Annotated in this window: 13 protein-coding genes and 1 pseudogene; 8 read left to right on the top strand and 6 right to left on the bottom strand. The window is 41.4% G+C overall.

All coding sequences use genetic code 11. From position 1 onward, the window contains the following. The first annotated feature begins 238 nt into the window (after nucleotides 1-238). From BKK48_RS08940 to BKK48_RS08905, 8 genes are all read left to right on the top strand, one after another. On the top strand, nucleotides 239-1318 hold the full coding sequence (locus BKK48_RS08940) for a PhoH family protein (RefSeq protein WP_077427983.1): 1080 nt from the start codon (nucleotides 239-241) through the stop codon (nucleotides 1316-1318). A gap of 10 nt (nucleotides 1319-1328) precedes the next feature. Beyond that, nucleotides 1329-1799, top strand: a complete 471-nt coding sequence (gene ybeY / locus BKK48_RS08935; protein ID WP_425271819.1) for an rRNA maturation RNase YbeY — start codon at nucleotides 1329-1331, stop codon at nucleotides 1797-1799. 2 nt (nucleotides 1800-1801) lie between these two features. Beyond that, nucleotides 1802-2587 (top strand): Cof-type HAD-IIB family hydrolase, encoded by a 786-nt coding sequence (locus tag BKK48_RS08930; protein WP_077427979.1) that lies wholly within the window; start codon nucleotides 1802-1804, stop codon nucleotides 2585-2587. Between the two features lie 136 nt (nucleotides 2588-2723). Then, nucleotides 2724-3536 carry a D-hexose-6-phosphate mutarotase gene (locus BKK48_RS08925; protein ID WP_077427977.1) on the top strand — a complete coding sequence of 271 codons (813 nt, stop codon included), beginning with the start codon at nucleotides 2724-2726 and terminating at the stop codon, nucleotides 3534-3536. Between the two features lie 155 nt (nucleotides 3537-3691). Next, nucleotides 3692-4207 carry a translation initiation factor IF-3 gene (infC, locus tag BKK48_RS08920; RefSeq protein ID WP_244154892.1) on the top strand — a complete coding sequence of 172 codons (516 nt, stop codon included), beginning with the start codon at nucleotides 3692-3694 and terminating at the stop codon, nucleotides 4205-4207. Nucleotides 4208-4413: 206 nt separating this feature from the next. Then, nucleotides 4414-4611 (top strand): 50S ribosomal protein L35, encoded by a 198-nt coding sequence (rpmI, locus tag BKK48_RS08915; protein ID WP_005596065.1) that lies wholly within the window; start codon nucleotides 4414-4416, stop codon nucleotides 4609-4611. Nucleotides 4612-4676: 65 nt separating this feature from the next. Then, nucleotides 4677-5030 carry a 50S ribosomal protein L20 gene (gene rplT / locus BKK48_RS08910; RefSeq protein ID WP_005596075.1) on the top strand — a complete coding sequence of 118 codons (354 nt, stop codon included), beginning with the start codon at nucleotides 4677-4679 and terminating at the stop codon, nucleotides 5028-5030. A 238-nt stretch (nucleotides 5031-5268) separates the two neighbouring features. Beyond that, nucleotides 5269-7206, top strand: coding sequence for an ABC transporter ATP-binding protein (locus tag BKK48_RS08905; protein WP_077427973.1), 1938 nt, complete (start codon nucleotides 5269-5271; stop codon nucleotides 7204-7206). 35 nt (nucleotides 7207-7241) lie between these two features. Here BKK48_RS08905 and BKK48_RS08900 read toward each other — a convergent pair whose 3' ends face one another. The 6 genes and pseudogenes from BKK48_RS08900 to BKK48_RS08875 all read right to left on the bottom strand — a co-directional run. Further along, a complete protein-coding gene (locus BKK48_RS08900; protein WP_077427971.1) occupies nucleotides 7242-8615 on the bottom strand; it encodes a sodium-dependent transporter in 1374 nt (457 codons plus the stop codon). A gap of 44 nt (nucleotides 8616-8659) precedes the next feature. Then, nucleotides 8660-9295 carry an endonuclease III gene (nth, locus tag BKK48_RS08895; protein ID WP_077427969.1) on the bottom strand — a complete coding sequence of 212 codons (636 nt, stop codon included), beginning with the start codon at nucleotides 9293-9295 and terminating at the stop codon, nucleotides 8660-8662. A gap of 229 nt (nucleotides 9296-9524) precedes the next feature. Next, nucleotides 9525-10247, bottom strand: a complete 723-nt coding sequence (locus BKK48_RS08890; protein ID WP_077427967.1) for an electron transport complex subunit E — start codon at nucleotides 10245-10247, stop codon at nucleotides 9525-9527. Between the two features lie 23 nt (nucleotides 10248-10270). Further along, the gene (gene rsxG / locus BKK48_RS08885) at nucleotides 10271-10888 is read right to left on the bottom strand and encodes an electron transport complex subunit RsxG (RefSeq protein WP_077427965.1); all 618 of its coding nucleotides are present in this window, start codon (nucleotides 10886-10888) and stop codon (nucleotides 10271-10273) included. Further along, nucleotides 10888-11964: an electron transport complex subunit RsxD gene (gene rsxD, locus BKK48_RS08880; RefSeq protein WP_077427963.1), complete on the bottom strand. Its 1077-nt coding sequence runs from the start codon at nucleotides 11962-11964 to the stop codon at nucleotides 10888-10890. Before rsxD ends, rsxG begins: the two co-directional genes overlap by 1 nt. A gap of 4 nt (nucleotides 11965-11968) precedes the next feature. Next, a pseudogene (locus BKK48_RS08875) lies at nucleotides 11969-12309 on the bottom strand (electron transport complex subunit RsxC); the annotation flags it as partial.

Below are 12309 nucleotides of genomic sequence, written 5' to 3'. Positions count from 1 at the left end.
CAGAAGTATAACCGAAAATGATTAATTGATTCAATAGGAATAATTCTCATTTATTTTTAGCAAAATTTTAAGGAAAAATGACCGCACTTTGATTGCTTACTTCTATCGATAGGCTTATCAGGAAAGAAATAGAGGCTTTTTATAGGCAATCAGGTTTTACTCAACGATGAAAGACGATGTAAATAAAATCGGATTAAGCTAAAATAGCCCCTAATTTAAATCACTCATATCAACATTAATGACAACATTGACGCTAGAACCCCAAGATAATGCACGCCTTCAATCCCTTTGTGGCGCATTTGATGAGCATCTTAAACTGATCGAAAAAGAGTTTAATTTGACTATCGCCCGCAATAATTTCACCTTTACCCTCAAATCCAATGAAGAGAATCCCAAACCTCACCATGAAAAACTTCTTCAACGTGCGGCTAAATTAATCCAAGATTTATATGTGGAAACCGCGCCGATTAAGGGAAAAGTGAAAGAGTTGGATTTGGAAGAAGTGCATATTGCTTTACAAGAAAGCCGAATGCTTTCTCAATCGGAAAGTGGCGCTGAAAATCAGGTTTATAGCACAACAATTAAAACAAAACGGGGTGTGATTAAGCCGCGTGGTGAAAATCAAATTCAATATTTGCATAATATTTTAACCCATGACATCAGTTTTGGTATCGGCCCTGCGGGGACGGGAAAAACCTTTTTAGCCGTAGCCGCAGCGGTGGAAGCCTTAGAGCGGCAAGAAATCCGCCGTATCTTATTAACCCGTCCGGCGGTTGAGGCGGGAGAAAAACTCGGTTTTTTACCCGGGGATTTAGGGCAAAAAATCGAGCCTTATTTACGCCCACTGTATGATGCTTTATTTGAAATGCTCGGCTTTGAACGAGTGCAAAAATTGATGGAGCGTAATGTGATTGAAATTGCGCCGTTAGCCTATATGCGGGGGCGCACATTAAACGATAGCTTTATCATTTTAGATGAAAGCCAAAACACCACAGTCGAACAGATGAAAATGTTTCTCACCCGTATCGGTTTTAATTCCAAAGCGGTGATCACCGGCGATGTGACACAAATTGATTTACCTCGTAGCACCAAATCAGGTTTACGCCACGCTATTGAAGTGTTAGAAAGTGTCCCTGAGTTGAGTTTTAATTATTTTGATAGCCAAGATATTGTGCGTCATCCTGTGGTGGCAAAAGTGGTTCAAGCCTATGAAGCTTGGGAAATCCAAGATGAAATCCGCCGCAAGGCGTTAGCGGAAGAACGCAAAGCAGAACGAGAAAAAGAGCGGTCAATTTTAATCGAGAATTTAGGAGAATAATGTGGGCAATATGATCATTGATTTACAGATCGCCACCGAAAATACGCAAGGCTTACCAACGGAAGCACAAATTACCCAATGGGCAACCACAGCTGTTCAGCCGGAAAGCGAGAAGGTGGAAATGACGGTGCGTATTGTGGATGAAGCGGAAAGTCATCATCTCAATCTCACTTATCGTGGAAAAGACCGCCCGACAAACGTACTTTCCTTTCCCTTTGAATGTCCTGATGAGGTTGAACTGCCGTTGTTAGGGGATTTAGTCATTTGCCGCCAAGTGGTAGAGCGTGAGGCCATTGAGCAAGAAAAACCACTGATGGCGCATTGGGCGCATATGGTGGTGCACGGCAGTTTGCATTTATTGGGTTATGATCATATTGAAGATGAGGAGGCCGAAGAAATGGAAAGCCTCGAAACACAGATTATGCAACAGTTAGGGTTTACCGACCCTTATTTATTGGAAAAAGAGCAACATTTGGAGTAACCATGTATAAAGCCGTATTTAGTGATTTTGACGGAACCTTACTCACCTCAGATCATCGAATTACCCCAAGAACTTTGGCTGCTATTCAACGTATCACCCGTAAAGGGATCCCTTTCGTACCGATTTCAGCCCGATCACCCCTTGGTATTTTGCCTTACGCCAAGCAAATTGAAGATTACAATGTGATTGTGGCATTTAGCGGCGCATTGATTTTAGATCGAAATTTGACCGCTCTTTATTCGGTGAACATTTCCTCAGAGGATATTCAAAAAATTAATCAGGTTTTGGCACAACACCCAAAACTGGGAGTGAACTATTACACCAATGACGACTGTGTGGCGCGTGATGTGAATAATAAATGGGTTATTTTTGAAAAGAGTGTCACGAAAATCCAAATCGATCCTTATGATGAAAAGGCGGTTTATTCACCACACAAAATTCAAATTATTGGTGAAGCTGATGAAATTATTGAGGTTGAAAAACGCTTGAAAGCGGCTTTTCCTCATTTAAGTATTTTCCGCTCTCACCAAAATTTCTTAGAAGTGATGCATCAATCCGCCACAAAAGGCAATGCCGTGCGTTTCTTAGAAGATTATTTCCATGTCAAAATGGAAGAAGCCATCGCCTTTGGAGATAATTTTAACGATTTGGATATGCTGGAAAATGTCGGGCTTGGTGTGGCAATGGGCAATGCCCCCGAAGAAATTAAACAAGCCGCCAAACGTGTCACCGCAACAAATAACGAGGATGGATTAGCCCTGATTTTGGAAGAGATTTTTCCGGAATAAAATTAGAATAAAGGAAGAGGTAGCCTATAATCAGTTAGGCAACTATATGGAGAACAAACTCAAGCAGAGTGGGCCTATTTATTTCCCAAAATCCCAAAGGGAGAGGAATGCCCTCTCTTGTTCAATGAGAGTACAGATGAAAATACAATTACTTGACAGGCTTGCGCCGGAGTTAACTCTGGTGCAACAAAACGATATTCCCGTATTACATTTGAGCCATGAGGTTGGTGAGGCCAAAATTTCACTTCAAGGGGCACAATTGCTCAGTTGGTTGCCCAAAGGGGCAAAACAAGATGTTTTATGGCTGAGCGAAATTGAGCCTTTTCAAATGGGGACGGCTATTCGTGGTGGTATCCCCATTTGTTATCCATGGTTTGGCTCGGTGAAACAACCCTCTCATGGCACGGCACGCATTCGTTTATGGCAATTAAGCCATTATGATTTGGCGAAAGAAAAAGTGCGGTTAGTTTTTTCGTTGTTTTCCGATTTGAATATTATTGAAGCAAAGGTGGAGATGATTTTTACGGATAACTGCCGTATCACCTTTACGCATTATGGAAAACAGCCGGCACAAGTGGCATTACATAGTTATTTTAATGTGGGTGAGATTAATCACATTGTCATTGAAAATTTACCCACAACCTGTTTTAACAGCCTCACACAACAGCAAGAAAATGTGCCTTCACCCCGTGTGATTACAGAAAATGTAGATTGTATTTATTCTGCCGAGAACACACAAAACCAAATTGTAGATAAGCGGTTTAATCGCACAATTAGATTGCATCATCATAATGCCGGAGAGCTTGTTCTTTGGAACCCGTGGCATAAATCGACCAGTGCAATGAGCGAGCAAGCCTATCAGCATATGGTTTGTTTGGAAACGGCCAGAATTAAACATTTATTAGCATTTGGGGAAAGTGTTGGTGTGGAAATTGAGGTAAAGGGCTAAATTCTGTTGCATAAAATCGGTGGATACTATAAAATCCGCCCGTTTTACTCACTTTTAACCTGGGAAAACTTGGAATCTTTTGCTTATTGTGAAAGGTTTTTACATAAATTAATAGAAGGAATACGATTATTAAAACCGTAAAAAAAGCACCGGCAGTGAATCGCCCGAATCGCATTAATGATGAAATTCGTGTAAAAGAAGTTCGTTTAATTGACCAAGATGGTGAACAATTAGGCATTGTTTCTATTCAACAAGCCTTAGATATGGCAGAGCAAGCGGAGCTTGATCTTGTTGAAATTAGCCCAAATGCAGAACCCCCGGTTTGCCGCATTATGAACTACGGTAAATTCCTCTACGAAAAAAGTAAGACCGCGAAAGAGCAGAAGAAAAAACAAAAAGTCGTACAAGTGAAGGAAATTAAATTCCGTCCGGGTACTGACGAAGGGGATTACCAAGTTAAATTACGCAGTCTTATCCGTTTCTTAGAAGACGGCGATAAAGCAAAAATTACCGTGCGTTTCCGTGGTCGTGAAATGGCACACCAAGATATTGGTTTAGATGTGTTGGAACGGGTGAAAAACGATTTGGCGGATATTTCAGTAGTGGAATCCGCACCCGGTAAATTAGAAGGCCGTCAAGCGGTCATGGTGCTAGCACCGAAGAAAAAATAAGAATTTTTTGTTGAGATCGCAATCTTGGCAAAAATCTTTTCACTGCGGTGAAAAGTCATTGTAGGTTGGGCAGACTACGCAGCCTAACTACTTTGGGAAGAGGCAATTCATTTGCCTGATGATGGAAATAATCAGAGCCTTCCAAGTAACTTTTTAGTTCGCCTGATTATGTTGTTTTAAACGAAAAATGCGGAGTTATTTTAACAATGCCTAAAATCAAAACAGTACGCGGTGCAGCGAAGCGTTTCAAAAAAACAGCTTCTGGCGGTTTCAAGCGTAAACAATCTCACTTACGTCATATTTTGACTAAAAAAACAACTAAACGTAAACGTCATTTACGTCATAAATCCATGGTGGCGAAAGCTGACCAAGTTTTAGTCGTAGCTTGCTTACCATACGCATAAGCCGTTATTTAAGCGAAACGTACGATTAGTTCATTTAGTAGAAAATAGACATAGGAGATTAAATAATGGCTCGTGTAAAACGTGGTGTTATTGCAAGAGCACGCCATAAGAAGGTTCTTAAGGCTGCTAAAGGTTATTATGGTGCACGTTCACGCGTGTATCGTGTTGCTTTCCAAGCGGTGATCAAAGCTGGTCAATACGCATATCGTGACCGCCGTCAACGTAAACGTCAATTCCGTCAATTATGGATTGCGCGTATCAACGCAGCGGCTCGTCAAAACGGTTTATCTTACAGCAAATTCATCAATGGCTTGAAAAAAGCTTCTGTTGAAATCGATCGTAAGATCTTAGCTGATATTGCCGTATTCGACAAAGTCGCCTTCGCTGCATTAGTTGAGAAAGCAAAATCTGCACTTTAATTTTAAAGTTTAGAGAATGAGGACGCTGAAAAGCGTCCTTTTTTCTTAGCGATGATGGGTTATTTTCATCGTTGTCGGTAAAATCCTCCGTCTATCATTCGTTTTTGCCAACCGTATAAAACTGTGCGGTGACAAAAATAAGGTTTTTTGAATGTTGGCTTTGCCAATGGCGTCAAGGCGTGAGTAAATCACTTGAGTGATTTATGCATAATGTTAATCAAATTTTTATGAGGTGATTGTGGCATTAATTAGCTTAACCAATGGCTATCTTTCTTTTAGTGATGCGCCCTTATTAGATCATACCGAACTGCATATTGAGCCGAACGAACGGGTTTGTTTGGTGGGAAGAAATGGTGCAGGGAAATCCACTTTGCTCAAAATTATTGCCGGTGATGTCTTGTTGGACGATGGTAAGATCCAATATGAAAAAGATTTGGTGGTGTCCCGTCTTGAGCAAGATCCCCCCCGCAACACGGCAGGCAATGTCTTTGATTATGTGGCAGAGGGAATTGGCCATTTAACGGATTTATTAAAAGAATATCACCGAATTTCTGTTGAGCTTGAAGAAAATTATACGGATCAAATTCTAAACCAATTAGAACAAATTCAAGCTAAATTAGAACATGCTGATGGTTGGCGATTTGAAAATAAAATTCATGAAGTGTTGCTTAAATTAGGCTTAAATCCTAACACCAAACTGACTGAGCTTTCCGGTGGTTGGTTGCGTAAAGCCGCATTAGCTCGTGCTTTGGTTTGCGATCCTGACGTATTATTACTTGATGAGCCAACCAACCACTTGGATGTGGAGGCGATCGAATGGCTGGAAGCCTTTCTTTTAGAATTTAGTGGGAGTATTGTGTTTATTTCCCATGACCGTTCTTTCATTCGCAAAATGGCGACACGCATTGTGGATTTAGATCGCGGGCAGTTGGTATCCTATCCGGGGAACTATGATTTATACCTCACCACAAAAGAAGAAAATCTCCGTGTCGAAGCCCTCCAAAATGAATTATTTGATAAAAAACTAGCACAAGAAGAAGTGTGGATTCGCCAAGGTATAAAAGCACGCCGTACCCGCAATGAAGGGCGAGTTCGAGCATTAAAAGCGATGCGTGAAGAACGCCGCCAACGTCGTGATGTGATGGGAACGGCAAAATTACAGCTTGATACCTCAACCCGTTCCGGAAAAATTGTGTTTGAAATGGAAAATGTGAGCTATGAGGTCGCAGGAAAGCAATTGTTAAAAGATTTCAGCACCACCATTTTACGGGGGGATAAAATTGCTCTAGTCGGGCCAAATGGATGTGGAAAAACAACCTTTATCAAACTGCTTCTCGGTGAAATCCAACCTACGGAGGGAAAAATTCGTACGGGAACAAAACTGGATATCGCTTATTTTGATCAATACCGTGCTGATCTTGATCCGGAAAAAACCGTGATGGATAACGTTGCTGATGGCAAGCAAGATATTGAAGTCAATGGGGTAAAACGCCATGTGTTAGGCTATTTACAAGATTTCTTATTCCCGCCTAAACGGGCGATGACCCCGGTGAAAGCTTTATCAGGTGGGGAACGTAACCGTTTGTTATTGGCGAAATTATTATTAAAACCCAATAATTTGCTCATTCTTGATGAACCCACCAATGATTTAGATGTGGAAACCTTAGAATTACTGGAAGAAATTTTAACGGATTATCAAGGCACCTTATTGATCGTCAGTCACGACCGTCAATTTATTGATAATACTGCAACGGAATGTTATTTGTTTGAGGGGGAAGGCGTTGTCAATAAATATGTTGGTGGCTTCTTTGATGCTAAACAGCAACAAGCCAACTTTTGGGCAAGCAGGGCAGAACAAGAAGTGGCGAAAAAATCACCTTCAAAACCACAAGAAAATCTTGCTAAAACTGACCGCACTTCTAAGCCAAAATCCATTAAATTATCTTATAAAGAACAGCGTGAATTAGAGCAGCTTCCACAGCAGTTAGAAGAATTAGAGGAAAAATTGACTGCACTTCAGGCAGAGGTGAGTGAACCGACCTTTTTCCAACAATCTCATGATATCACTGATGCGAAACTTAAAGCATTGGCAGATACGGAAGCCCTTCTGGAACAAACTTTTTTGCGTTGGGAAGAATTGGAAGAGAAGAAAAGCATCGCAGAAAATCAGCGTTAAAAGAAAAACCGAGCATAGGCTCGGTTTTTTATGGATTAGAATAAATTGCTGATAAAAATCACAATAATAATGACAGGCACAACAAATTTTACATAGTTAAACCAAATTTTGGTGAAGGTCGAATTCGGTGTCGGAGAGAGTTCCTTTTTCGCTTCATCTTTCAGCACAAAGCCTACAAAAATGGCACAGCCTAAAGCCGTGAGCATAAATAAAATGTTACCACTGGCGTAGTCATAAAAATCAAAAATACTTTTACCAAAGAACGTCACATTTTTCCAAACATTGTCCCCTAAAATGGCGGGAATATTGCCGAGTAGGAAAATGCCGCCTAACACCAGTGTGATGGCTTTTCCACGACGCATACGAAGTTTTTCCTGTAATGCGGTGATAAGCACTTCATAAATGGTTATAGAGGTGGTGAGGGCGGCGATTAATAATAAACTAAAGAAAATAATGGCAAAGAATTTACCGCCCCATAAATGGGAAAAGACGATAGGTAAGCTTTGGAACACTAAGGTTGGGCCGGCATTCGGTTCGATGCCAAAAGTGAATAATGAGGGAAAGATCATAAAGCCTGCCAGTACCGCAATAATGGTATTGGTAAAACCGGTAATCACAGCGGTTTGAATGAGGTTTTCTTCTTTATTCAGATAGCTTGAAAGGGTGATTAACACACCAAAACCGAGGCTTAAAGCAAAGAACACTTGTCCTAATACAAAAATGAAAAGTTGAGGTGTGATTTTGCTGAAATCCGGTTTTAGATAGAAAGTGATCCCTTCCATCGCACCGGGTAGGGTGATGTTGCGAATCACCATACCGATTAAGAAAATAAAGAGTAGGGGCATCAAATATTTTACCGAGCGTTCAATACCGCCAATAATGCCTTTGGCTAAAATAATGTAATTCACCACCACAAAGAGAAAAGTGTAGCTCATAATTTCATAAGGGCTATTGCCAATGTGAAGATCGTAGAAGTTTTTGGCTACCTCTTTGGTAATCGGGGCGGAAATATCCAGTGTACCGCTAAGTAAGCTCACAATATAAGAAATCACCCAGCCACCCAATACCATATAATAGGCCATAATGCCAAAAGCCCCCAACAGGCCCATATAACCGATAATTTTCCAATAAGGGGAAATGTGTTTTCCTTTATCTTGAAGTTTATCGCCGAAGGCATCGATGGAATTGACACGCAAGCGGCGACCAATCACATTTTCTACGAGGATCATGGGAATGCCGATCACGATCATCGCAAGACAAAAAAGTAGCACATAGGCGCCGCCACCATTTTCGCCCACAAGGTAAGGGAAGCGCCATGTTGCACCAAAACCCACCGTTGCACCGGCAACGGTCATCACATAAGTTAAGCGACTTGACCAAGTTTGACGTTGTTGTTTATTTGTTGTCATTGTTTTTCCTATTAATAAAAGTGCGGTCAAAAAATAAATGATTTTTAATATTCGGTTTTCTCTTTATATTCACAAAGATCTTCGATAATACAGGAACCGCAACGGGGTTTTCTTGCTACGCAAGTGTAGCGACCATGTAAAATGAGCCAATGGTGGACATCCACTTTAAACTCATCGGGTACGACTTTTAAGAGCTTTTCTTCCACTTTGACAACATCTTTACCCGGAGCGAAATGGGTGCGATTGCATACCCGGAAAATGTGGGTATCGACCGCAATTGTCGGGTGGCCAAAGGCAGTATTTAACACCACATTCGCTGTTTTTCGCCCAACACCGGCAAGAGCTTCGAGAGCTTCACGATCTTCAGGGACTTCACCCTTGTGTTTTTCGATGAGATCACGGCAGGTTTTAATGATATTTTCCGCTTTACTATTATAAAGCCCAATGGTTTTAATATAGCTTTTTAACCCCTCTAAGCCTAAATCCAAAATGGCTTGTGGCGTATTGGCAACGGGAAAAAGTTTCTCTGTTGCTTTATTCACCCCTTTGTCGGTAGCCTGTGCGGATAAAATCACTGCAATTAATAATTCGAAAGGCGAATTATATTGTAATTCAGTGGTAGGGTGGGGATTCTGATCCCGTAATCGGGTGAGTATTTCAATTCTTTTCTTTTGGTTCATAGTCTTTTTCCTTCTACTTTCTTGCTTGTGTAAAAAGTAGCAAAAACACGTTTTCCCCTACTTTCTTGCTTGTGCAAGAAAGTAGCAAAGAACACACTCCAACTAATTTGCTTTTCTTCACTTGGTTAGGATTTTCTTAACGGAAAATTTTTAACTCGCTTCGCTCAGATAGGAAAAATTTTCCTAAAAATCCTAAGTCGTTCAGGCAAATTAGATGGAGCTTCAAGGGTTACTTTTTCACTTTCTGATGGCTATCAATTCTGTTTTTTAGGGCGAGGATTAAACCTAAGCCGATAAAGGCACCCGGTGGCAGGATGAAAAGTAAAAAGCTGCTGTCTGTTTGGTAAACATGCCAAGTGAGAAATTTAGCCTGTTCACCAAAAAGATGCTCAATCCCTTCAAACAATGTGCCTTGTCCGAGAATTTCACGCAGCGCACCAAGCAGGGTAAGGCTTAATGCCATACCACATCCCATGGAAAAACCGTCCCATACGGAATGTAAGAGATGATTTTTCGAAGCAAAGGCTTCCGCACGGCCAATCACAATACAGTTTGTCACAATAAGCGGAATAAAAATCCCCAAGGATTGATAGAGCGTGTAGGTGTAAGCATTCATCAATAATTGTACAACTGTAACGGTGGTGGCAATAATCATCACATAAATAGGAATACGAATTTCATGAGGAATCTGTTTGCGAAAGAGAGAAATAACCGTGTTGGTGCAAGTTAAAACCAACATCGTCGCAAGGCCTAAACCAAGTGCATTGGTCGCCGTACTGGACACCGCCAACAATGGGCAAAGCCCGAGTAATTGAACAATTGCAGGGTTATTTTTCCAAATGCCTTGCGTGAAAATGGCTTTCCATTCAGTGGTGTTTTGGGTAGTTTCAACAGACTGCTGAGGGGTTTCCTCTTCAAAAAGTGCGGTCGTTTTTTCGGTTGAATTTGTCATATCACAGTCCTTTATCGCAGTCCTTATGGGAGAGCGAGTTGCTGAAGTTCGGTTTGATGATTAAGCATCAATAAAGCGGAGCGTTTTACTTGATTAACAATGGCACGAGGTGTAATGGTTGCACCGGAAAATTGATCAAATTTCCCGCCATCTTTTTTTACCGCCCAATCATTGAGGTTCGTTTCATTAATGGATTTATGATTAAAACTTAAAATCCAATTGGAAATTCGTAGCTCTATTTTATCGCCCAATCCCGGGGTTTCGTGATGTTCAATCACACGCACACCAAGAATTTCCCCTTCAGGGGTTAGCCCCACCAGTAAGCGGATATCACCGGAATAGCCATCCGGTGCGGTGGTTTCATAAGCATAAGCGGTGATGTTTTGCCCTTTTTTAGCAAAATAAACTTTTTGAATTCCGGCTAAATTTTCACTCTTTGGAATGACCGCACTTTCCACAAGCGGGTTATCAAAATAATCATGGGGAATCACTTGTAGTAAGCGTTCACGTTGTTGTGTCGCCATGGTTTCGTCAATTTTATCTTTTGTCAGGAAAAAGATGCCTGAGGAAATCGCGGTACAGATTAATGCCACTAATCCTAAAATAATCCCATAGCGTGAGGTGGTTTTAACAATGCTCATTATTTTCTTCCTTCTAAGCGATAACCTGCCACACGAGGTCTCGTGTAATGATCAATCAGTGGCACACAAATGTTACTCAGTAAAATGGCAAAGGCGACCCCATCAGGGAAATTACCCTGATAGCGAATAAGGTAGACAAAAAGCCCAACTAACGCACCAAAAACCAATTTTCCACGAGGTGTGATTGATGCCGTGACAGGGTCGGTTGCAATGAAAAATGCACCAAACATCATTGCCCCGCTAAACATCTGGCTCATGACACTTAAATGGAGATTGCCCATCAGAGCGGTAAGGGTTGCCAAGCAGAAAAAGGTAACGAGCATTGCCACCGGAATTTGCCAATGAATTGTGCGCTTTAAGATGAGAAAGAGGCCACCAAGTAAAAAGGCGAGATTAACTTGCCACCAGCCCTGTGCGAAATCGGTACCATTAGCCATAAAAATCGGCATTTTGATGAGTTCATAAAAATCCGTTAATGCGTTGTGATGAGCGTAAAAGATTTTGGCGCTATCTAATGGCGTTGCTTGAGTGATACCGTCAATACTTTGGGTGAGTTGTGACAGGGTGAAACCATCGGTGGTAACCCCTGAAAATATCAGAGAGAGAGCATCGGGGAATGTGGGCGGCTCTTGTAATAAATGAATAGGGGGGAGCCAGGTAGTCATTTGTAATGGGAAGGAAATCAGCAGGATGACATAACCAATCATTGCCGGATTAAATAAATTTTGCCCTAAACCGCCATAAACCTGTTTGCCAAGTAAAACGGCACAAAGTGTGCCAATTAGAATAACCCAATAAGGGGCATAGGGTGGAATAGCCATGGCTAAAATCAATGCTGTTAAAGTGACACTGAAATCAGAAAGGTAAGCTAAAGGTTTTTTACCCCGTAATTTTAGTACGATAAATTCAGCCAATAGTGCAACGCTAATGGCAAGCGTTGATTGAATTAGCACACCGAAGCCAAAATAATAAATTTGAACAAGCAATGCGGGCATCATTGCAAAGATAACCCAAAGCATAATGCGTGCCGTTAATTTTCCCGAATGTGCATGAGGGGAACTGGTCATTTTAAACATGGATCTATTCCTGAGATTTCTCTAATTTTTGTTGATCTTGTGCCAATTTCTTCGCTTTTACTCGAGCAATAGCGGCAGCGACGGCAGCTTTTTTCGGATCAAGTGCGGTTAAATTTTCTTGTGTTTTTTGTGCTGAGGTTGCCTGTTCGCTGATTGAGCTATCCGTTGCTTGTGCTAATTTCTTCGCTTTTGCTCGAGCAATAGCAGCAGCGACGGCAGCTTTTTTCGGATCAAGTGCGGTTAAATTTTCTTGTGTTTTTTGAACGGGCGTTTCCTGTTCACTGTTTGGGTTATCATTGGCTTGTGCCAATTTCTTCGCTTTTGCTCGAGCGATAGCGGCAGCGA

Source organism: Rodentibacter heidelbergensis, from assembly GCF_002000125.1.
GTDB classification, from domain to species: Bacteria; Pseudomonadota; Gammaproteobacteria; order Enterobacterales; family Pasteurellaceae; genus Rodentibacter; species Rodentibacter heidelbergensis.
The sequence above is the reverse complement of the archived record's forward strand: the minus strand, read 5'-3'. Positions and strand labels throughout refer to the sequence as shown.